Source organism: Variovorax sp. 01T432 (genome assembly GCF_056398605.1).
This window is the reverse complement of the sequence record NZ_JBFTPS010000014.1, coordinates 52,143-73,409: the sequence shown is the minus strand read 5'-3', so window position 1 is coordinate 73,409 and position 21,267 is coordinate 52,143. Positions and strand designations below refer to the sequence as shown.

The window sequence follows — 21,267 nt, the reverse complement described above, 5'->3', positions numbered from 1 at the left end:
AGGGATTGTCCCGATGCGCCTCCGCCGCAGATGTCATAACTTCTTAGGAAGTGTTAACCCTTGAACTCCCATGAAGCGCTGGCCCATCCGCGCCGCCGAGCACGCCCTCTCCGGGTCGGTCGTGAGCGGCGTGCTCGCCGGCATCGGCACGCCGCACCTCGCGGCCAGCTATCTGGCCGCAATGCACCGCGTGCTGCCCGTGACCTTCTGCACCGTGTTCGCGGTCGGCGCAACGGGCCGCATCGAAACCGTCTCCGCCGCCAGCACCTACGGCAACACGGCGGAGCGCACGGCCGAGCGCTACGTCGCCCAGCGCTTCGATCTGCTCGATGCCAACATGGTGTGGCTCGCCGCACGCAAGCTGCCGAAGCGGGCCCAGCTGTGGCTGGGGCACCAGCGCGCCGAGGAAGTGGCGGACCTCGCCTACCGCGCCGCCTGCTATGGCGACGTCGGCATCCGCGAGCGGGCCTCCGTGCTGCTGCTTCTGCCCACGGGTCAGCGCGCGGCGGTGAGCTTCTACCGCAGCCTGGCCCAGCCGGATTTCGGCCCGGCGGATTTCGCGCTGCTCGAAACACATGCCGGCCTGCTGGCAGAGGCCACGGCCGCGCATGGCCGCAGCGCCTTCGCGGCGCACGAGGCCGGGGAGCCGGCCCTGGCCTCCCGCCTGCTTGCGCTGAGCCTGCGCGAGCGCGAGGTGATCGGCCACCTGCTGGCGGGCAAGACCGCCAAGGAGGCCGCGCGCGAGATCGGCGTCGAGATCACGACCGTTCGCACCCACCAGTACCGGGCGTTCCGGCGGCTGGGGATTCGGAGCCAGAAGGAACTGCTGAGGGGGCTCGGGCCGTCCTGAGTCGGGCTACCTGGCCGTCGCGGGCGCCACCACTTCCTGATCGATCGCCCCGAAGATCGACAGCCCATCCTTCCCCTTCATCTCGATCCTGATGCTGTCGCCGTACTTCATGAATTCCGTGCTCGGCTGGCCGTCCTGGATCGTCTCGATGCAGCGCTTCTCGGCGATGCAGCTGTAGCCCTTGGGCCATTCGGTGCGGCCGTTCTTCTCCACGCCCTTGTTGCTCACGGTGCCGCTGCCGACGATGCTGCCGGCGCGCACGTTGCGCGTCCTGGCCATGTGGGCGATCAGCTGGCCGAAATGGAAGCTCATCTCATCGCCGGCGTCGCACATGCCGACCTTGCGGCCGTTCCAGGTGCTCTGCAGCGTCAGGTGCACCCGGCCGCCCTGCCAGGCCTCGCCAAGTTCGTCGAGGGTGACGGCCACCGGGCTGAAAGCGGTCGCGGGCTTGCTCTGGAAGAAACCGAAGCCCTTGGCAAGCTCGGCCGGAATCAGGTTGCGCAGGCTCACGTCGTTGGCAAGCATCACGAGGCGGATGCCGTCGAGCGCCTGCTCCGGCGTGGCGCCCATCTTCACATCGCCCGTCACGACGGCGATCTCCGCCTCGAAATCGATGCCGAAGGCCTCGCTGGCCACGACCACCGGGTCGCGCGGGCCGATGAAGTCGTCGCTGCCGCCCTGGTACATCAGCGGGTCCGTGTAGAAGGTCTGGGGCACCTCCGCGTTGCGCGCCTTGCGCACCAGCTCCACGTGGTTGAGGTAGGCCGAGCCGTCGGCCCACTGGTAGGCACGCGGCAGCGGCGCCATGCACTGGGCGGGGTCGAAGGGAAAGGCATGGCGCGCGCGGCCGCCGTTGAGCGCGTCCGACAGGTCCTGCAGCTGCGGGCTCATGAAACCCCAGTCGTCGAGCACCTGCTGCATGCGGCTGGCGATGCCGGTGGCGTAGTGGGCGCTGGCAAGGTCGCGCGAAACGACGACGAGCTGGCCGTCGCGCGAGCCGTCTTTGAGGGTGGCGAGTTTCATGGTGGCGGCGGATGCCGGCGGGGCATCGCAACTAAACTGATTGAACGGGCGGCAGTGTACCGAGCAGAACCTCGGGACCGGCGTCCGGTCCACTCCTGATGCCCACGCTCTCGGCCCCCGACCCCTCCCCCGCGCCTCGCCCGCCGTGGCGCACGCTCGCGCTGCTGACGGCGGCCGTCGTGATCGCGCACCTCGCCCTGATGGGCGTGACGCCAATGGCGGTCGGGCCCAAACCCTCGCCGCTGGCGACCCGGTTCATCACGCGAACCATCGTCATCGCTCCGCCGGCTGCCGCGCCGCCGCCCGCCGCATCACCGGCCGCGTCCGTAGCGCCGCCACCCAAGCCCGTCCGGCCGCGCGCCGTCGCCCCTCCCAGGCCACCAGCCCCGGTGCTGGAAGCGCAAAGCCCGGCGGCGCCCGTCGCACCCTCGCGCGATCCCATCGCCGAGGCTGACATCGACGCCGGCGCCGAAACACCCGCCGCGGGCCCGGCCGAAGCGCCCGGCGCCCCCGCGCCGGCGCCGGACGCCGATGCGCAGGCCGCGGACGCCGCCGCAGCCAACATGCCGGGCAGCGTGCCGATCCGGGTTCCCGGCTCGGTGCGGCTCAGCTTCGCCGTCACCGGCCAGCAGGGCACATCCCCCATGCAAGGCGTGTTCGGCGAGCTGGTGTGGCTGCAGGACGGCCAGAAGTACGACGCCCGCCTGGCCTTCACCTTCCTGTTCCGCACCATCCGGACCCAGCACAGCAACGGCGCGATCGGCGCCACCGGCATTGAGCCGGAGCGCTTTTCGGAGACACGCAAGACCGAGGTCGCCACGCACTTCGTGCGCGACAAGGGCACCGTGGTGTTCAGCAACAATTCGCCGAGCGTGCCGCTCCTGCCCGGGGCGCAGGACCGGCTGAGCGTCGTCATGCAGCTGGGCGCGCTGCTGGCGGGCGACCCGGCCCGTTATCCCCCGGGCGCCATCATTGCCGTCCAGACGGTCGGCCCGAGCGACGGCAATATCTGGACCTTCAATGTCGAAGGCGAGGAAAGACTGAACCTGCCGGCCGGGGAATTCGCCGCGCGCAGGCTCACGCGCAACCCGCGCCAGCCCTTCGACGACAAGATCGAACTCTGGGTCGCGCCCGAACTCGGCTACCTGCCGGTGCGCGTCAAGCAGACCCTGACCAACGGCGACTTCGTCGACCTCCAATTGCGCGGATCAAGCGCGCCGGGCTGAAAAATGCACAAAAGAGCCCGGCCTGCGCCTACAGAAGGACGGCCGTTCTTGAAACTGGCGCGTTGATTGCCATGTAGGCAGCATGAATGCAATCGACATCCTCACAGGGCCCGCCATGCACATGCTTTACGACTCCGATTCTTATGTCGTCGTCCACGTGCAGCCGACGGAGGGCGAAGAGCCCGCCGCGGCACACGTGCCGGTGCTGGCGCGCCACGGCTTTGAAATCGTGGACAAGCGCTCCGGCAAGGAGGTTTACCTCGACGGCTCCTGGGCCGAACTCTTCCAGCAGCAGATCACCGCCTGGCAGCTCAACACGCCGACCCAGGAAGAGGTCGAGGACACCCTCGAGGGCTACGCCGAGTTGGCGCACACCCCTGTCCTGGTCCACTGAGAGGCCCGCAACGGGCGCACGCGCGGGGGATCGCGGCGCGATGGCCGTCGCGTAGGATCGCCCGATGTGCCGCCGACCTTCCCCCGCTCCCCGCACGCTGCGCGGCCTGACCCTGTCGGCCGCGTTCGCGCTTGCCGCCTGCACCACCTTCCCATCGGGCGCCCCCGCCGCCGACGCGCCGGTGGCCCGCCGCGTCGCGCTGCTGCTGCCGGCCGATGCCCTCCTCATCGGCGAACAGCACGACGCTCCCGAACACCATGTGATGGAAAGGGAGATCGTGGAGGCGCTGGCTGAAAGCGGCCGCCTGGCGGCGCTGGCGATCGAAATGGCGGAGGAAGGCAATACCACCGCCTATCTGCCCCCCACCGCCACGGAATCGCAGGTCCGGACCGCGCTGAGCTGGGACGAGATCGCCTGGGCCTGGAGCGACTATGGCCCGGCGGTGATGGCGGCCGTGCGCGCCGGCGCGCCGGTGATCGGCGCCAACCTCCCGCGCGAGCACATGAAAGACGCGATGGCCGACGTGTCGCTCGACGCGCAGCTGGGCGATGACGCCCGCATGGCGCAGCGCGACGCGGTGCGCAGCGGCCACTGCAACCTCCTGCCCGAATCCCAGATCGCGCCCATGACCCGCATCCAGATCGCCCGCGACCGCGCGATGGCGCAGGCCATCGTCAAGGCGCGGGTGCCGGGCAAGACCGTGCTGCTGCTGAGCGGCGCCGGCCACACCACCAAGGCGCTCGGCGTGCCCCAGCACCTGCCGAGCGACGTGATGGTGAAGGCGGTGCAGCTGCGGGCCGGCCCGCCGCGCGACGACGCGGCCGCGTTCGACAGCGTCTGGCAGACCCCCGCCCTGCCGGAGAAGGACTACTGCGCGAGCCTCAGGCGTTCTTCCTGATCGCGTCGGCGAGCGTGTTGACCAGCGTGTCGATGTGCGACTTCTCGACGATGTAGGGCGGCGCGATCACGAGCACATCGCCCGCCGGCCGCACCAGCGCGCCCGCGTGATAGCAGTCGACAAAGATGTCGTAGGCACGCTTGCCCGGCAGGCCCGCGATGGGCGCGAGCTCCACCGCCGCGGCCAGCCCCAGGCTGCGGATGCCGATCACGTTGGGCAGGCCCTTGAAGGCGCTGTGGAAGGCATCGCCCAGCACCTTGCCCATCTCGCCGGCGCGCGCGAAGAGCTGTTCCTTCTCGAACAGATCGAGCGTCGCGATCGCGGCGGCGCATGCCACCGGATGACCCGAATAGGTGTAGCCGTGGAAGAACTCCACCACGTGCTCCGGCGCCGAGGTCTTCATCATCTCCTCGTACAGCTTGTCGCGGCAGATCACGCCGCCGAGCGGAATGACGCCGTTGGTCACGCACTTGGCGAAGTTCAGCATGTCGGGCACCACGCCGTAGTAGTCCGACGCGAAGTTGGTGCCCATGCGGCCGAAGCCGGTGATGACCTCGTCGAAGATCAGCAGGATGCCGTTCTTGTCGCAGATCTCGCGCAGCTTCTTCAGGTAGCCCTTGGGCGGCAGGTACCAGCCGGCCGAGCCCGCCACCGGCTCCACGATGATCGCCGCCACATTGCTCGGGTCGTGCAGCGGCAGGATGCGCTGCTCGAGCTCGGCCAGCGGATCTTCGGCCCACACCGGCTCTTCGTTGTGGATGTAGGCATGGTTCACCGGATCATGGATGAAGCGCATGTGGTCCACGCGCGGCAGGAAGGCCGAGCCGAAGACCTTGCGGTTGCCGGGGATGCCGCCCACCGACATGCCGCCGAAGCCGACGCCATGGTAGCCCTTCTCGCGGCCGATGAAGACGTTGCGGTGCCCCTCGCCGCGGGCGCGGTGGTAGGCCAGCGCTACCTTCAGGGAGGTGTCCGCGGCCTCGCTGCCCGAGTTGCAGAACAGCACCTTGTTGAGATCGCCCGGCGCCATGGCGGCGATCATCTCGGCGGCCTTGAAGGCCTTGTCGTTGCTGACCTGGAAGGCGGTGGCGTAGTCGAGCGTGTCGAGCTGCTTCTTGATCGCCTCGTTGATCGGCTTGCGGTTGTGGCCCGCGCCGACGCACCACAGCGACGAGATGCCATCGATGACCTTGCGGCCGTCGTGCGTGGTGAACTCCATGCCGTCCGCGGCCACGAAGACCCGAGGGTCCTTCCGGAAGGAGCGGTTGGGCGTGAAGGGCAACCAATGGTTGTCCATGTTGAAGTCGTTATGGGCCATGAATCACTCCTGCAAGGTGCGCGCTGACGTGGGAAGAAAGGGGCATTTTGGCACCGGCGGCACCGGCCGGCAGCCCTGCGACAATGACCGCCCTTATGACCCCCGCGTACATCCTCACCCTCTCCTGCCCCGATCGCACCGGCATTGTCCACGCCGTCTCCGGCTTCCTGCTCGAGCGCGGCGGCAACATCGAAGAAGCGGCGCAGTACAACGACCACGGCACCGGCCTGTTCTTCATGCGCGTGCGCTTCGCCTGCAGCGGCCACAGCGAAGTCGTCCTGCGAGACCAGATCGCGGACCTGGCCCGGGGCTTCGCCATGAAATGGAAGCTCCATCCAGCCGCAGAGCCGATGAAGACCGTCATTCTCGTGAGCAAGGAAGGCCACTGCCTCAACGACCTGCTGTTCCGCTGGAAGAGCGGCCTGCTCTCGATCGACGTGCGCGCGATCATCTCCAACCACCGCGAGTTCTACCAGCTGGCGGCAAGCTACAACGTGCCCTTCCACCACATCCCGGTGACGGCCGCGACCAAGGCGCAGGTCGAGGCGAAGCAGCTGGAGATCATCGAGGCCGAGGGCGCCGACCTCGTCGTGCTGGCGCGCTACATGCAGATCCTGAGCAATGACCTGTGCGGCAAGCTCGCGGGCCGCGCCATCAACATCCACCACTCCTTCCTGCCCAGCTTCAAGGGCGCCAAGCCCTACTACCAGGCGCACGACCGCGGCGTGAAGCTGATCGGCGCCACCGCCCACTACGTGACCGCCGACCTCGACGAGGGCCCGATCATCGAGCAGGACGTGGAGCGCGCCGACCACACCGACACCGTCGACGACCTGACCGCGCGCGGCCGCGACACCGAAAGCCAGGTGCTGGCCCGGGCCGTGAAATGGCACAGCGAGCACCGCGTGCTGCTCAACGGCCACCGCACCGTCGTCTTCAAGTAGGCGGCCCGGGGAGCGCCCCGGGCGAGGTCTGGCTCAGTCGGCCTTGATGTGGTTGGCCTGGATGACGTTGCGGTAGAGCGTGTACTGGGCGCGGGTCGCCTTGCCGAATTCCTCGGCGGAGGTGCCACGCACCGTGATGCCGAGCGCGACGAGCTTGTCGCGCGTCTCGGGGTCGTCGAGGGCCTTGCGCATGGCGGCATTCAGGCGCTCGACGATCTCCTTCGGCGTGCCCTTGGGCGCGACCATCGCGAACCATGAATTGAAGAAGAAATCAGGGAGCCCGGACTCCGCCACCGTCGGCACGTCAGGGTACTGCGGCAGCCGCTTCGAGGTCGACACCGCGAGCAGGCGCAGCTTGCCGCCCTGCACCAGCGAGGTGACGGTGCCCAGCCCCTGGAATTCGGCATCGACCTCGCCGCCGGCCAGCCCCACGGCGGCCGGCGTGGCGCCCTTGTAGGGGACGTGCGTCATCTCGATCCCGGCGCGCGAGGCGAACATCGCCATCGCGAGGTGCTGCGGGCTGCCGTTGCCGCCTGAGCCGTAGTTCAGCTTGCCGGGCGCGGCCTTGGCCGCCCTGATGAAGTCATCCACCGTCCGATAGGGCGAGTCGGGCTTGACCAGCAGGCCCCATTCGATCGTGCCGACCAGCGAGATCGGCACGAAATCGGTCAGCGCGTCCCAGCCCACCTTCGGGTAGATGTGCGGGATCATGGTGAGCACGCTGTCGTTGAAGCCGCCGATGGTGTAGCCGTCGGGCACGCCGTGCGCGACGCGGTCGGCGCCGATCAGGCCCGATGAGCCTGGAATGTTCTCCAGCACGAAAGGCTGGCCCAGTTCCACGCCCATCCTTTGCGTCAGCACCCGGGCGCCGTTGTCCACGGCGCTGCCCGCGGCCAGCGGGATGACCATGCGGATCGGCTTGTTCGGGTAGGGCGCCGGCTGCGCGAAAGCGCCGAGCGCCGCGCCGGCCAGGCAGGCGGCGCACAGGAATCGATGGAAGCGCTTCATGAGATGTCTCCTCTTTGTTCTTGGATTGCGGGCTCAGCCGGCCGAAGGTCGCAGGGTCGGCATGCCGAGCCGGATGGCGAGCTGGTCCAGCTCCTCCACCAGCGCCGCGGCCACCGGCGCGCCCGAGCGACTGTATTCGGCGCGCCGCCCGTGGCTCTGCTCGCCCGGCAGCCAGATGCGCTCCACGCCCGGCAGCCGTTCGCTGTCGCGAATGTCGCGCACGAGCGCGTCGACGGCGGCCTTGAAGGGCGCGGCGCCGCCGAACGCGGCGAGATCGATCACCAGGATCGCCTGGCCGGTATTGGTCGGCGTGACATGGTCGGCATTGAAGTCGACAACGTCGCGGCCCATGGCGGCGCCCTGCAAGGTGCCCGCCAGCAGGCCGACGATGAGCGCGAGGCCGTAGCCCTTGTGCCCGCCGATCGGCATCAGGAATCCTTCGTGCGCGCGCTTCGGATCGGTCAGCGGCCGCCCCTGGCGGTCGATCATCCAGCCTTCGGGCATGAGCTCGCCGCGCTTGGCCTTGGCCTTGACCTTCCCGTAGGCGGCCACGGTCGTCGCCATGTCCAGCACCACCGCCGGCTCGTCGCCGGCGGGAATGCCCGCGGCGATCGGATTGGTGGACAGCAGCATCTCCATGCCGCCCCAGGGCGGCAGGTGGTTGGCGTTGCCGACCGCGAAATAGAGGCCGATCATGTCGTGGGCCACGGGCATGCGCGCGTAGAGCGAGGCCGGCCCCGCATGGTTGCTGGCGCGGGTGCCGACCCAGGCCACGCCGGCCGCGCGCGCCTTCTCGATGGCCAGTTCGACCGCGCGCGACACGACCAGATGGCCCATGCCGTTGTCGCCGTCCACCACGGCCATGGCGGCGCGTTCCCGCACCACGCGAATATCGGGGCGGACATTGATGCCGCCGGCCTGGATGCGCTGCACGTACTGCGGCAGGCGAATGATGCCGTGGCCGTCCGAGCCCTGCAGGTCGGCATCGGCCATGAGGGCGGCGACCTTGTCGGCATCGGCGGGGGGCAGCCCGACGCGCGTCAGCGCCCCGGCAATGAACCAGCGCAGGCGCTCGCCCGCAATCCATACGTATTTGCTATCGGTTGCCATGCGGCACGGCCGGCGCGGGCGCTCTCGCGCCCGCCGCGGCCTCGTCTCCATTTCGTCGTGCTGAGGGGCCCGCCGCGGTCGGGTGCCCGGGCGGCCAGTCTAGGAACGCGCGGCAGGGCCGTCCAATACCGAAAATGTCGCCGGCCATATCATTGCGCTATGCCTCCGCACCGCCCCTCGCCATGAACCTGCGCACGCTGCGCTACTTCGTCGCCATCGCCGACGCCGGCAGCCTGAGCGCGGCGGCGGTGTCGCTGTCCATCGCCCAGCCCGCGCTCAGCCGCCAGCTTCGCGACCTGGAGGCGGACCTGGGCATGCAGCTGCTGCAGCGTTCGTCGCGCGGCGTGCGACTGACGCCGGGCGGCGTGACGCTGTACGAATCGGCGCGCCGCATGCTGGCCGAATCGACGCGGGTGCGCCAGTTGCTGGCCGGGCAGGACCACGGCCGCCCGGCATCGATCACCCTCGGCGCATCGCCCACGCTTGCACGCGTCCTGCTGCCGGGCGTGTTCGAGCGCTGCCACGACGGGCTTGCAGGCGTCAACCTGGTGGTGCGCGAAGCCTTCACGCCGGTCCTGCTCGACGGGCTGGAGCGCGGGCGCATCGACATCGCGGTCGTGACCAACCCGGAGCCCGGCCGTTCGCTGACGCTCAGCCCCCTGCTGGGCGAACCCTTCGCGCTGGTCACGCACCTGGACCAGGGGCTCGACCCGGTCGTGTCGCTGGCGCAGCTGGCGCGCATCCCGTTGCTGATGACCAACCTCCACCGCGGCCTCGTCGAGCGCCAGCTCGCGCCGCTGGGCGCGCGGCTGGACCTGCGGGCCGAGATCGACTCGGTGGACACGATCCGCGAGCTCGTGCTGCAGGGCCGCTGGGCGACGGTCATGCCGGTGTCGGTCTTCAAGGAGCCCCATGCGGCGCGGCAGGTGCGCCTGTCGGAGATCTCGGGCGTGCAGCTCAGCCGGCTGCTGGTGCTGGCCAGCCGCACCGAGCGGACGGACGCGCCGGGCCTGTCGGCGATGCACGACATGGTGCGGGCCGAGTGCGACCGGCTCGCAGCCGACGGCGTATTCAGCTTCGCCTCCGCGAAGCCCTTTTTGCATGCCGCGCCGACCCGCATCGAGCGACCGGCCCCGACTCGCCGTACAGTCTCGCCATGAGCACAGCCAACGCCATCGCCGAGCGCACCGTCCAACCCGCGAGCCCAAGCGCGGCCGCGCCCGGCTCGGCCCTCCAGTCCCGCGTCGTCGACGCCCTCCAGGCCCATCTGCCCGCGCATGCGCTGATCTGGCATGCCGAAGACACCACGCCTTACGAATGCGACGGCCTCACGGCCTATCGCCAGCGGCCGCTCGTCGTCGCCCTGCCGGAGACCGAGGCGCAGGTGCAAGCCGTGCTGCGGACCTGCCATGCCCTCGGTGTACCCGTCGTGGCGCGCGGCGCCGGCACCGGCTTGTCCGGCGGCGCGATGCCGAACGCGGCGGGCGTGACGCTCTCGCTCGCCAAGTTCAACCAGATCCTCAAGGTCGATCCGGTCAGCCGCACCGCCGTCGTCCAGTGCGGGGTGCGCAACCTCGCGATCAGCGAGGCGGCCGCCCCCTTCAACCTCTACTACGCGCCCGATCCGTCGAGCCAGATCGCCTGCACCATCGGCGGCAATGTGGCGGAGAACTCCGGCGGCGTGCACTGCCTCAAGTACGGCCTGACGCTCCACAACGTGATGCGCGTGCGCGGCTTCACCTGCGAGGGCGACCCCATCGAGTTCGGCGGCGAGGCGCTCGACAGCCCCGGCCTCGACCTGCTCGCGCTCGTGATCGGCAGCGAAGGCATGCTGGCCGTGACCACCGAGGTCACCGTCAAGCTGGTGCCCAAGCCGCAGATCGCGCGCTGCATCATGGCCAGCTTCGACGACGTGCGCAAAGCCGGCGATGCGGTCGCGGCCGTCATCGCGGCGGGCATCATCCCGGCGGGCCTGGAGATGATGGACAAGCCCATGACCGCCGCCGTCGAGGACTTCGTGCGCGCCGGCTACGATCTCACGGCCGAGGCCATCCTGCTGTGCGAATCCGACGGCACGGCCGAGGAAGTCGAGGAAGAGATCGGCCGCATGACGCAGGTGCTGCGCTCCCGCGGCGCCACCGCGATCGCGTGCAGCGAGAACGAAGAGGAACGCCTCAAGTTCTGGAGCGGCCGCAAGAACGCCTTCCCCGCTTCGGGCCGCATCAGCCCCGACTACATGTGCCTGGATTCGACCATCCCGCGCAAGCGCCTGGCCGACATCCTGCTCGCCATCCAGCAGATGGAGAAGAAGTACAGCCTGCGCTGCTGCAACGTCTTCCACGCGGGCGACGGCAACCTGCACCCGCTGATCCTCTTCGATGCCAACGATCCCGACGAGCTGCACCGCTGCGAACTCTTCGGCGCGGACATCCTGGAGACCAGTGTCGCGATGGGCGGCACGGTGTCGGGCGAGCACGGTGTGGGCGTGGAGAAGCTCAACAGCATGTGCGTGCAGTTCACGGCCGAGGAGAACGAGCAGATGTTCGGCGTCAAGCGCGCCTTCGATCCCGCAGGCCTGCTGAACCCCGGCAAGGCCATCCCGACGCTGCAGCGCTGCGCGGAATACGGCAAGCAGGTGGTGCGCGGCGGGCGCCTGCCGCACCCGGATCTCCCGCTTTTCTGATACACCGGAAAGAAGTCGCACGATGAACGGCTTGCGCGGCATGGCCTGGCTGCTGGTGTTTCAATCGATCGGTGAACTGCTCTCGCGCGGCTTGTCCCTGCCCCTGCCGGGACCGGTGGTCGGGCTGGTGCTGCTGCTCGTGGGCCTGCGCTTCGCCGTGGTGCGCGAGCCGGTGGGCGAGTGCGCCAGCTTCCTTCTCACCCACCTTTCGCTGCTGTTCGTTCCGGTGGGCGTGGGCGTCATGACGCATCTCGCGCTCCTGAGCACCTACGGCGGACGCATGCTCTTCGTCATCGCCGTGTCGACCTGGATCGGCCTTGCCGTCACGGTGCTGGTCCTGTACTGGCCCGACCGCAAGAAGAAGGCCTGAGGCCGTCCATCCATGCCACGCTTCGTCGAACTCTGGATCTATCTCTCCGCCACGCCGCTCTTCGGCCTCACGGCCACGCTGGTGGTGTACCTGCTGGCGCAGGCCGCCTACGCGAGGCTCGGCAGCGCGCCCTGGGCCAACCCGGTGCTGTGGTCGGTCATCGCCCTGGCGAGCGGCCTGCTGGCCACGGGCGTGGACTACCAGACCTACTTCGCCGGCGCGCAGTTCATCCACTTCCTGCTAGGGCCGGCGGTGGTGGCGCTGGCCTGGCCGCTCTGGTTGCGGCGCGCCGAACTGCGCGCGCGCTTCGGGCGCGTGCTGATGGCCGCGCTGCTGGGTGGCGCGGCAGCCGCGGGGACAGCCGTGGCGTTGGGCTGGGCCGTGGGCCTGCCGCACGACGTGGTGCTGTCGCTCGCGCCCAAATCGGTGACGGCGCCGGTGGCCATGGGGATCTCCGAGAAGATCGGCGGCATTCCCGCGCTGTCGGCCGTGTTCGCGGTGCTCACGGGAATGGTGGGGGCGCTCTCGGGCAAGTATCTCTTCGATGCGCTGGGCATCGCAACGGATGCCCCGGGCTTCGCTGCGCGCGGCTTCGCGCTCGGTACCGCCGCGCATGGCATCGGTGCGGCGCGCGCGCTGCACGTCGATGCCAACGCGGGCGCCTATGCGGGCCTCGCGCTGGGCATGCAGGTCGTGCTCGCGGCGCTGCTGATGCCGCTGGTATTCCGGCTCTTCTGAAGCTCGGGAACTTGCCTCAGCCGCGTTCACCTGCGGTTGGGATTGTCCGGCCTGCGGTCATAGCGATCCGGCACGCCATCGCCATCGCGGTCCCAACGGCCGCGGTTGTATTCCCAGCGGCCATCGTGTTCGCGCCACTCCGGCGGACGGTAGGCGTAGCCGGGGCGAGCGCGTACCCAGCCGCCCTCCACCCAGGCGTGCCGTCCGTGCCGCCACTCGTAGTGGCCGGGCGCCCACACGAAGCCGCGACGCGGTGGCGGCACGCGCTCCACACGCGGCGGCGGTGGCGGCGGCGTCCGGATGATGATCGCGGGCTGCGCCTGCGCGACGGTTGGCACGACCACGGCGCCCAGCGACAGCAAGGAAGCGGCGCCGACTGCAAGGCTGAGAACGAGTTTCTTCATGGGCTACTCCTCATGAGTGATTGGAAGACTCGATGCTGTCCTGCCTCTGTGAATTTCCTGTAAGCCTTGCGCGAAGTCTTGTGTAAAGCTGCATCCCCTCATGTTGGGTGCTTCCTGGCGCTTTCGACCTCACCAGGTGTCGACAAAGGTCGTCGCCGGGCGGGTGGCCGATGCGGAGGATGCAAGCCCGCGCACCAGCCAGGCACGCGTGTCGGCCGGGTCGATCACGGCGTCGATCTCCAGCGTCTGCGCCATGTGGATCGCCTCGCCGTTCGCGTACTGCTGCGCCACCAGTCGCCTGAAAAGCGCATCGCGCTCCGCCCCCTCGGCCACGGCCTCGAGCTCCTTGCGAAAGCCGAGCCGCACCGCGCCCTCGAGCCCCATCGCGCCGAACTCGCCCGTGGGCCAGGCGACCGTGAACACCGGCGCATCGAAGCCGCCGGCCGTCATGGCCTGCGCCCCCAGGCCGTAGCCCTTGCGCAGCACGACAGCGAAGTACGGCACGCGCAGATGCGATGCGACCATGAACATGCGGCACACGTGACGCACCTGCGCCTGCGCCTCGATGTCCGGGCCGACCATGAAGCCCGGGGTGTCGCACAGGGCGACCAGCGGCAGGCCGTGCGCATTGCACAGCTGCATGAAGCGCGCTGCCTTGTCGGCGGCGTCGACGTCGATCGCGCCGCCGAGGTGATGGGGGTTGTTCGCGAGCAGGCCGACGGGCTTGCCCTCGATGCGTGCCAGCGCGGTCACGATGCCCGCGCCGAAGCCCGAGCGCAGCTCCAGCAGCGAGCCGGTGTCGGCCACGCCGCGCATCGCGGCACGCATGTCGTAGGCGCGCAACCGGTTCTCCGGCACCGCATGGCGCAAGGCGCGCGGGTCCTCGCACTGCCAGTCGCTCGTCGCGCCCTGGAAGTACGAGAGGTACTGCTTCGCCGCCGCGACCGCATGGGCCTCGTCCTTCACCAGGATGTCGATCACGCCATTGCCCGCCTGCACGCCGCTCGGGCCGATCTGCTCGGGCGCGAAGCTGCCGAGGCCCCCGCCTTCGATCATCGCGGGACCGCTCATGCCGATATTGCTTGCCTCGGTGGCGATGATCACGTCGGCACAGCCGAGCAGCGCCGCATTGCCCGCGAAGCAGCGGCCGTGCGCGATGCCCACCACCGGCACCTTGCCGGACAACGCAGCAAACTGGCTGAAGGTGTGGTTGTTCAGGCCGGCGACGATGGGCATGTCGGTGTCCCCCGGGCGTCCGCCACCGCCTTCGGCGAACAGCACCACCGGCAGCTTCAGGCGGTGCGCGATGCCGAGCATGCGGTCGGTCTTCTGGTGGTTGCGCAGGCCTTGCGTGCCCGCGAGCACGGTGTAGTCGTAGGCCATGACCACGCAGCGGGACTTCTCGGGGCCGAAGCGCGCGGCGTTCACGCTGCCGATGCCCGTCACCATGCCGTCCGCCGGCGTGTTGGCGATCAGGTCGTCCAGTGCGCGACGCCGTGTCTGCGCCGCGATCGCGAGCGCGCCGTATTCGGTGAAGTTGCCGGGGTCGTCGGCCAGCGCGCACAGGTCCGCGATGTTGGCGCGCGCCGTGCGCCCGCCCTGCGCGTGACGCTTCGCGACCGCGGCGGCGCGGTGGGCATCGAGCGTCGGCGCGTGGCGATCGATCACCTTGCGCAGGTCCGGCCGGATCGCGTCGAGGTCCTGCGCGGCGCGCGCCTCGCCCGCCACAGCCCGTGCGTCGACCGCTTCGAGCCTGACGAGCGATTGACCCTCGACGAGATAGTCGCCGGGCGTCGCCAGCAGCGCGATCACACGACCGGCCGCCGGCGCGTGAAGAACATGCTCCATCTTCATCGCCTCCAGCACGCCGAGCTGCGCGCCGGCGGGCAGGATGTCGCCGGCTTCCACTTCGAACTGCACCAGCCTCGCGGCCATCGGGGCCTTGACGACGAGGCCGCCCGCCTCATCCCGCGCCGGCGCTGCGGCGTCGCTGGCGAGCGCGGCGGGCGTGGCCACCTCGGCGTCGCTCGCGCCGATGTGCACGGCCGCCGCGAGCAGGTCGGCCAGGTGCGTCTCGACAAAGCGCGTATGGATCGCCTGCGTGGCGAACTCGGGCCGCATCGCGATCGCGCGCAGCAGCGCCAGGTTGGTTGCGATGCCCTCGATGCGGCATTCCGCGAGCGCGCGCAGCGAACGTCGCAGCACATCGCCGAATCGCGGCGAGGACGAATGAACGACCAGCTTGGCGAGCAAGGTGTCGTAGTGCGGAGAAGGCGCAAGCCCCACGTACCCATGCGTGTCGACACGCACGCCGGGACCCGCCGGCAGTTCGAAGCGGGTCAGCAGTCCACTGGAGGGCCGGGCTGCGCCTTGCGCGTCGAACGTCTCGGCGTTGATGCGCCACTGCACGGCGAAGCCGCGCTGCGCGGCCGTGCGGCCGATCTCGACACCGAGATCCTCCAGACTGCGGCCAGCCGCGATGCCGATCTGGAGCTGCACGAGATCCAGCCCGGTCACGGCCTCGGTCACCGTGTGCTCGACCTGCAGGCGCGCATTCGCCTCGATGAAGACGAAGGGCAGCGCCGTCGCATGCGCATCGACCAGAAACTCGAAAGTGCCCAGGCCCCGGTAGCCCACAGCCTGCGCCATGCTCAGCGCCGCCTGCGTCAACGCGTCGCGCAGCGACGGCGAGAGTGTCGGGCTCGGCGCGACTTCGACCAGTTTCTGGAAGCGCCGCTGGAGGGTGCATTCGCGCTCGCCGAGGCTCGCCGCTGCCTGACCGTCGCCCAGCACCTGGATCTCGATGTGGCGCGCGTCGTGCATGAGGCGCTCGACGTAGACGCCCTCGACACCGAAGGCCGCCTTCGCTTCCGACACGCAGCGCGCATACGCCTCGGGCAGTTCGGCCGCATCGCGCACGGCCCGCATGCCGCGGCCGCCGCCGCCACCGATGGCCTTGACCATGACGCCGCTGGCACCGTCGGCCCGTTGCGCCGCGAAGAAGGCCTGCGCTTGCGCCAGGGTCACGGCGCCCGCGCTGCCGGGCATCACGGGCACCCCGCATTGCCGGGCGAGCGCACGCGAGCGCGCCTTGTCGCCGAACAGCGCGAGCTGTTCGGGCGTCGGGCCGATGAAGCGCAAGCCCGCATCGGCACAGGCCTGCGCGAAGTCCGCGCGTTCGCTCAGAAAGCCGTAGCCCGGATGCACCGCGTCGCAGCCTTGCCGCGTCGCGACCGCGATGAGCGCCGCGATGTCGAGATAGGCCGAGGGACCGGCCGCCGCGAGCGGCGCCGACGTGTCGGCCAGCCGGGCATGCAGGGGCGACGCGTCGTCCTTCGCATGGACGGCCACGCTCTCAATGCCGAGATCGCGCAGCGCGCGCACCAGCCGTACCGCGATTTCGCCGCGGTTGGCGACGAGGATCCTCTTGAACAACGAAAGCCTCCCAGCGCGTCATGCTCACAGGGTTATCGATAGGGGCCGGCGCTTGCCATCGCCCCATGACGCACGAACAATCCTACTCATGGGTAGAACTTCGGCGACACAGCACAAACCCTCTGCGCGCGACCATCTTCCGCAAGGCACGGGCCGCCAGCGTGCCGCCACGGCCGGCACCGACGTGCAGCGCGAGCGCATCCTGCAGGCCGCGGCGCAACTCTTCGCCGCGCAAGGCTATGCCAACACGACCATGGCGCAGATCGTGCGCGCGCTCGACGTGACCAAGCCCTTCGTCTACTACTACTTCCGCGACAAGCAGGAGATCTTCGAGACGCTCTCCTGGCGGCCCGCGGTCGACTGCTTCACGTCGCTGGACTTCGCCGAGGACGACGCGCGCCGCGCGGTCGACAAGGTCAAGGACGGCATCGAAAGGCTGATCCGCGCCACGATCGCGCATCACCCCTGCGCCTTCTTCGCCTACCGCGAGCCGCAGGTCTACCGGCCCGAATACATCGCCGCGCAGAAGAAGCTCGCCCATCATTTCTACGACCGGCTCTTCCCGTTGCTGGAAGAGGCGCGGCGAGACGGCGACCTCGACTTCGGCGAAACCCGGATCACCGCTCTCGCCGCCTGCAGCCTGCCCGGCTTCCTCTACAGCTGGTACCGGCCCGACGGCCGCCTCTCGCCCGATGCCGTGGCGGCGGAACTCACGAAGCTCGCCATGCGGGTGTTGGGGCTGCGCGAGCGGCCCGCTAAGGGATAGCCCTGCCCGACGCGCCCGGTCGCGTCGAGATACTCCGGTGTCGCGCGCGAGCGCTTTACCCGGAGGCACCAGACCACCATGGCAGGCAGGAACGCGCTCTACCCGATCCCGCATCCGGCGAAGAAGCCCTTCGTCGGCAACCTGCTGTCCATCGGCTCCGATTCGCCGGTGCTGGACATGTGGAAGATCGCGCAGGAGCTCGGCGCCATCTACTGGCTCGACATGCCGGGCATGCCGGTGATCGTCGTGTCGTCGGCCGCGCTGGTCGACGAGCTGTGCGACGAGAAGCGCTTCGACAAGAGCACCAAGGGCACGCTGCGCCGCCTGCGCGCCCTGTCGCACGGCCTCTTCACCTCCGACACGCACGAGACGACCTGGTCGAAGCCGCACAACATCCTTCTGGCCAACTTCAGCCAGCGGGCGATGCAGGCCTATCACCCGATGATGCTGGACATCGCCGGGCAGCTCGTCACCAAGTGGGAGCGCCTGAATTTCGACGATGAAGTGGACGTCGTGCGCGACATGACCGCGCTCACGCTCGACACCATCGGCCTGTGCGGCTTCGGCTACCGCTTCAACTCCTTCTACCGCGAGGGCTTCCACCCCTTCGTCGACGCGATGGTGCGCACGCTGGAGACGGTGCAGAACCGCCGCGGCATTCCGCTGGAAGAGCTCATGCTCAAGAAGGAGCTGGCGCAGCAGCGCAAGGACGTGCGCTACATGCACAAGATGGTGGAGGACATCGTGCGCGAGCGGCGCGAGAGCGGCGCCGACATCGCCACCAAGCCCGACCTGCTGAGCTACATGATCGCGGGGGTCGACAAGAAGACCGGCGAGCGGCTCGACGACCGGCAGATCCGCGACGAGTGCATCGAGTTCCTGATCGCGGGGCATGAGACGACCAGCGGCCTGCTCTCCTTCGCCATCTACTTCCTGCTGAACAACCCCGATGCGATGGCGAAGGCCCAGGCCGAAGTCGACCACGTGTTCGGCCCCGATCCGGCGGTGAAGCCGACCTACGCGCAGGTCAACCGCCTCACCTACGTACTGCAGGTGCTGAAGGAGTCGCTGCGCATGTTCCCGACCGCGCCGGCGATCGCGATGGCCGCGAAGGAAGACACGATCATCGGCGGGCAATACACCATCAGGAAGCGCAACATGATCATCATGCATGCGCTGGCGCTGCACCGCGACAAAACGGTGTGGGGCGAGGACGCGGATCAGTTCAATCCCGATCATTTCAGCCGCGAAGCCGAGCGCGAGCGGCCGCCCAATGCCTTCAAGCCGTTCGGCAACGGACAGCGCGCCTGCATCGGCCGCCAGTTCGCGCTGCAGGAGGCGGTGCTCACGCTGGGGATGATCCTCCAGCGCTTCACGCTGGTCGACCACGCGGGCTACAAGCTCAGGATCAAGGAAGCGCTGACGATCAAGCCCGAGGGCTTCCGGATCAAGGCGCTGCCGCGCGAGGCGGCCGCGCGCGGGCGCGGCGATGCCGGCGCGTCGCAAGCGGTGCCRGCGGCCGTGGAGCGGCCGGCCTCCTCCGGGCCGCGGGCCGCGCGCCACGGCACCTCGCTGCTGGTGCTGCAAGGCTCCAACCTCGGGACCGCCGAGGATCTCGCGCGCCAACTCGCCGAGGCCGGCGAGACGCGCGGCTTCTCGACCCGGCTCGCCTCGCTCGACGACTACGCGCAGCGCCTGCCCGCGAGCGGCGCCGTCGCCGTCGTCTGCGCTTCCTACAACGGCATGGCGCCCGACAACGCGGCCGAATTCCAACGCTGGCTCGACACGGCCGACGACTCGCTCAAGGGCGTTCGCTTCAGCGTGTTCGGCTGCGGCAACACCGACTGGGCCGCGACCTACCAGGCGGTACCGCGCCGCATCGACGAGCGCCTGGCCGCGCTGGGCGCGACCCGCGTCCATGCGCGCGGCGAGGGCGATGCCCGCGAGGACATGGATGGCGCCTTCCAGGACTGGAGCGATGCGCTGTGGCCGGCGCTGGTCGCGGCTTTCGACCTGAAGGCCGGCGCCGACACACCGGCCCTGGTCGAGCCGCTGTACGCGCTGGAGGAATTGCCGCCGCCCCAGAAGAACGCGCTGGTCGATTCGCTCGGCGCCGTGGCATTGCGGGTGCTGGCAAACCGCGAGCTCCAGAGTGCCGGCGAGGACGGCGCGGCGCCCGCGCGCTCGACGCGGCACGTCGAACTCCAGCTGCCCGAGGGCCTTCGCTACCGGGCCGGCGACCACCTGAGCGTGGTGCCGCGCAACGGCCCGGCGCAGGTGGAACGCGCGATGACCCGCTTCGGGCTCGAGCGCAACGCCCATGTCCGGCTGCACGCCGCCGCGGGCCGCAAGCCGGCGCTGCCGGTCGACGAAGTGATCGCGGTCGACCGCCTGCTCGGCGACTACGTGGAGCTGCAGGACGCCGCCACGCGCAAGCAGATCGCGCTGCTCGCGGCGCACACCGAGTGCCCGTTCACGAAGCCGAAGCTGGCCGCGCTCTCGGGCGCCGATGAAGCCTCCGCCGCGCTGTACAAGACCGAGGTGCTGCAGAAACGCAAGTCGGTGCTGGACCTGCTCGAGGAGTTCCCGGCGTGCCGGCTTCCCTTGGCCGTGTTCCTGGAGATGCTGTCGCCGCTCACGCCGCGCTACTACTCGATCTCGTCCTCGCCCGTGGTGGACGAAAGCCGCTGCAGCATCACGGTCGGCGTGGTCTCGGAGCCCGCGCGCTCCGGGCTCGGGCGCTTCGAGGGCGTGTGCTCCAGCTATCTCTCGCGAGCCCAGCCCGGCGACATGGTGCACGGCGTGATCCGGGAGACGACGGCCGAGGGCTTCCGCCTGCCCGAGGATGCGGCGCGTCCGATCATCATGGTCGGGCCGGGCACCGGGTTGGCGCCCTTTCGCGGCTTCCTGCAGGAGCGCGCGGCGCAGATCGCCGGGGGCGCCAGGCCGGGCGAGGCCATGCTGTTCTTCGGCTGCCGGCATCCCGGGCAGGACTTCATCTACGCGCCTGAGCTCGAAGGCTGGGCGGAGCGCGGCGTGATGCGGCTGCACACCGCGTTCTCGCGCGCCGGAGGGCGCAAGGTGTATGTGCAGGACCTGATCCGCGAGCAGGCCGGGCCCGTCTGGCGGCTGCTGGAACGGGGCGCGATCGTCTATGTGTGCGGCGACGGCTCGCGCATGGAGCCGGACGTGCGCCGCGCCCTGTCGGACATGGCGCGCGAGCACGGCCAGGGCGGCGACTGGATGGACCGGATGATCGCCGACAAACGCTACGTGCTGGACGTCTGGGCGGGAGCCTAGCCCTCGCGCGCGGGGTCGGGGTAGACCAGCGGGCCCAGTGCGCCGCGGTCGAAGGGCTTCCAGGCTCCCTCGGGCTGCGCCAGCCGGTCGGCCAGCGCATAGAGCACGGCCGGGTGCGCGCCCAGGCCCAGGTGGCTTGCCACCACCTCGATGTTCTCCGCCCTGGGGCCGGTTGCCTCGACGCTGCAGCGCCATGCGACCACGCCGTCGCTGCGGCTGAAGATCGACGTGGTCGGCACCGGCGGCGTCGGCCTCACGTGCTTCATGCGCCGCGGGTCTTCCGAACTCTGGCCGCTCAAGCCTTCATAGACGCGCCATGCGTTCGTTGCGCGCGCGCTGCCGGTGAAGGGGCTGCCCAGCGTGATCACGCTGCGCACCAGCTCCGGCTTGCTCGAAGCCAGCATGCGCGCATAGACGCCGCCCAGGCTCCATCCGATCAGGCTGACCTTGCGGCCGCTCTCGGCGTGCAGCGATTCGAGCTTGCGGACCATGCCCTGCTCGATGCCTTCGCGCGGCCCGAGGTTGCGGCCCAGGCCCCAGCCGTGCGCGTCGTAGCCACGGCCCCGCAGGTAGCGCCGCAGCAGCCTGGTGGACATGTCGCTGGCCACCAGGCCCGGCAGCACCAGCACCGGGTGGCCGTCACCGCGCGGTGCAAGCTGCAGCAGGGGCCACAAGGCCAAGGCCGCGCCGGCCTCCCAGATCGCACGGCCTTCGGCGAGGAGGAGCAGGCGCGAAGGCGGGGCGATGGGTTCGTGGGCGGCGGTCATCATGCGTTGCTCCTTGTCATTCGTCGTGGACCT

The 21,267-nt window shown here is 69.7% G+C and carries 18 protein-coding genes; 11 read left to right on the top strand and 7 right to left on the bottom strand.

Going from position 1 to position 21,267, the window contains the following annotated elements:
- Positions 1-70 precede the first annotated feature (70 nt).
- Positions 71-850 (top strand): helix-turn-helix transcriptional regulator, encoded by a 780-nt coding sequence (locus AC1DNF_RS13350; protein WP_478149083.1) that lies wholly within the window; start codon positions 71-73, stop codon positions 848-850.
- A 6-nt stretch (positions 851-856) separates the two neighbouring features.
- Here AC1DNF_RS13350 and AC1DNF_RS13345 read toward each other — a convergent pair whose 3' ends face one another.
- Complete coding sequence (locus AC1DNF_RS13345; protein ID WP_478149082.1) at positions 857-1,873, bottom strand: fumarylacetoacetate hydrolase family protein; 1,017 nt, start codon at positions 1,871-1,873, stop codon at positions 857-859.
- A 98-nt stretch (positions 1,874-1,971) separates the two neighbouring features.
- Between AC1DNF_RS13345 and AC1DNF_RS13340 the strand changes: the two genes are divergently transcribed.
- The 3 genes from AC1DNF_RS13340 (at position 1,972) to AC1DNF_RS13330 (ending at position 4,391) form a co-directional block, all read left to right on the top strand.
- Positions 1,972-3,099: a DUF3108 domain-containing protein gene (locus AC1DNF_RS13340; protein ID WP_478149081.1), complete on the top strand. Its 1,128-nt coding sequence runs from the start codon at positions 1,972-1,974 to the stop codon at positions 3,097-3,099.
- 115 nt (positions 3,100-3,214) lie between these two features.
- Positions 3,215-3,493, top strand: a complete 279-nt coding sequence (locus AC1DNF_RS13335; RefSeq protein WP_478149139.1) for a BTH_I0359 family protein — start codon at positions 3,215-3,217, stop codon at positions 3,491-3,493.
- Positions 3,494-3,557: 64 nt separating this feature from the next.
- Positions 3,558-4,391 carry a ChaN family lipoprotein gene (locus AC1DNF_RS13330; protein WP_478149080.1) on the top strand — a complete coding sequence of 278 codons (834 nt, stop codon included), beginning with the start codon at positions 3,558-3,560 and terminating at the stop codon, positions 4,389-4,391.
- Here the strand turns inward: AC1DNF_RS13330 and aptA are convergent.
- The gene (gene aptA / locus AC1DNF_RS13325) at positions 4,375-5,709 is read right to left on the bottom strand and encodes an omega-aminotransferase AptA (RefSeq protein ID WP_478149079.1); all 1,335 of its coding nucleotides are present in this window, start codon (positions 5,707-5,709) and stop codon (positions 4,375-4,377) included. The two genes, AC1DNF_RS13330 and aptA, sit on opposite strands and share 17 nt — an antisense overlap.
- A gap of 95 nt (positions 5,710-5,804) precedes the next feature.
- Here aptA and purU point away from each other — a divergent pair, with 95 nt between their 5' ends.
- The gene (gene purU, locus AC1DNF_RS13320) at positions 5,805-6,653 is read left to right on the top strand and encodes a formyltetrahydrofolate deformylase (RefSeq protein WP_478149078.1); all 849 of its coding nucleotides are present in this window, start codon (positions 5,805-5,807) and stop codon (positions 6,651-6,653) included.
- Positions 6,654-6,686: 33 nt separating this feature from the next.
- Here purU and AC1DNF_RS13315 read toward each other — a convergent pair whose 3' ends face one another.
- Both AC1DNF_RS13315 and AC1DNF_RS13310 read right to left on the bottom strand, forming a co-directional pair.
- Positions 6,687-7,661, bottom strand: coding sequence for a Bug family tripartite tricarboxylate transporter substrate binding protein (locus tag AC1DNF_RS13315; protein ID WP_478149077.1), 975 nt, complete (start codon positions 7,659-7,661; stop codon positions 6,687-6,689).
- A gap of 33 nt (positions 7,662-7,694) precedes the next feature.
- On the bottom strand, positions 7,695-8,771 hold the full coding sequence (locus AC1DNF_RS13310; RefSeq protein ID WP_478149076.1) for an Ldh family oxidoreductase: 1,077 nt from the start codon (positions 8,769-8,771) through the stop codon (positions 7,695-7,697).
- A gap of 182 nt (positions 8,772-8,953) precedes the next feature.
- Between AC1DNF_RS13310 and AC1DNF_RS13305 the strand changes: the two genes are divergently transcribed.
- The 4 genes from AC1DNF_RS13305 to AC1DNF_RS13290 are packed head-to-tail and all read left to right on the top strand — an operon-like array spanning position 8,954 to position 12,562.
- Positions 8,954-9,931, top strand: a complete 978-nt coding sequence (locus tag AC1DNF_RS13305) for a LysR family transcriptional regulator (RefSeq protein WP_478149075.1) — start codon at positions 8,954-8,956, stop codon at positions 9,929-9,931.
- The gene (locus tag AC1DNF_RS13300; RefSeq protein ID WP_478149074.1) at positions 9,928-11,454 is read left to right on the top strand and encodes an FAD-linked oxidase C-terminal domain-containing protein; all 1,527 of its coding nucleotides are present in this window, start codon (positions 9,928-9,930) and stop codon (positions 11,452-11,454) included. Before AC1DNF_RS13305 ends, AC1DNF_RS13300 begins: the two co-directional genes overlap by 4 nt.
- A 22-nt stretch (positions 11,455-11,476) precedes the next feature.
- On the top strand, positions 11,477-11,824 hold the full coding sequence (locus AC1DNF_RS13295; protein WP_478149073.1) for a CidA/LrgA family protein: 348 nt from the start codon (positions 11,477-11,479) through the stop codon (positions 11,822-11,824).
- A gap of 12 nt (positions 11,825-11,836) precedes the next feature.
- Positions 11,837-12,562, top strand: a complete 726-nt coding sequence (locus tag AC1DNF_RS13290) for an LrgB family protein (RefSeq protein WP_478149072.1) — start codon at positions 11,837-11,839, stop codon at positions 12,560-12,562.
- A 26-nt stretch (positions 12,563-12,588) separates the two neighbouring features.
- Here AC1DNF_RS13290 and AC1DNF_RS13285 read toward each other — a convergent pair whose 3' ends face one another.
- On the bottom strand, positions 12,589-12,966 hold the full coding sequence (locus tag AC1DNF_RS13285; protein WP_478149071.1) for a YXWGXW repeat-containing protein: 378 nt from the start codon (positions 12,964-12,966) through the stop codon (positions 12,589-12,591).
- Positions 12,967-13,095: 129 nt separating this feature from the next.
- Positions 13,096-16,401, bottom strand: coding sequence for a carboxyl transferase domain-containing protein (locus tag AC1DNF_RS13280; protein ID WP_478149070.1), 3,306 nt, complete (start codon positions 16,399-16,401; stop codon positions 13,096-13,098).
- A gap of 88 nt (positions 16,402-16,489) precedes the next feature.
- On the opposite strand from AC1DNF_RS13280, the gene AC1DNF_RS13275 reads away from it, so the two are divergent.
- Positions 16,490-17,167: a TetR/AcrR family transcriptional regulator gene (locus tag AC1DNF_RS13275; protein WP_478149069.1), complete on the top strand. Its 678-nt coding sequence runs from the start codon at positions 16,490-16,492 to the stop codon at positions 17,165-17,167.
- Between the two features lie 78 nt (positions 17,168-17,245).
- The gene (locus AC1DNF_RS13270) at positions 17,246-20,467 is read left to right on the top strand and encodes a bifunctional cytochrome P450/NADPH--P450 reductase (RefSeq protein WP_478149068.1); all 3,222 of its coding nucleotides are present in this window, start codon (positions 17,246-17,248) and stop codon (positions 20,465-20,467) included.
- Here AC1DNF_RS13270 and AC1DNF_RS13265 read toward each other — a convergent pair.
- Complete coding sequence (locus AC1DNF_RS13265) at positions 20,464-21,237, bottom strand: alpha/beta fold hydrolase (RefSeq protein WP_478149067.1); 774 nt, start codon at positions 21,235-21,237, stop codon at positions 20,464-20,466. The two genes, AC1DNF_RS13270 and AC1DNF_RS13265, sit on opposite strands and share 4 nt — an antisense overlap.
- Between the last annotated feature and the right edge of the window lie 30 nt (positions 21,238-21,267).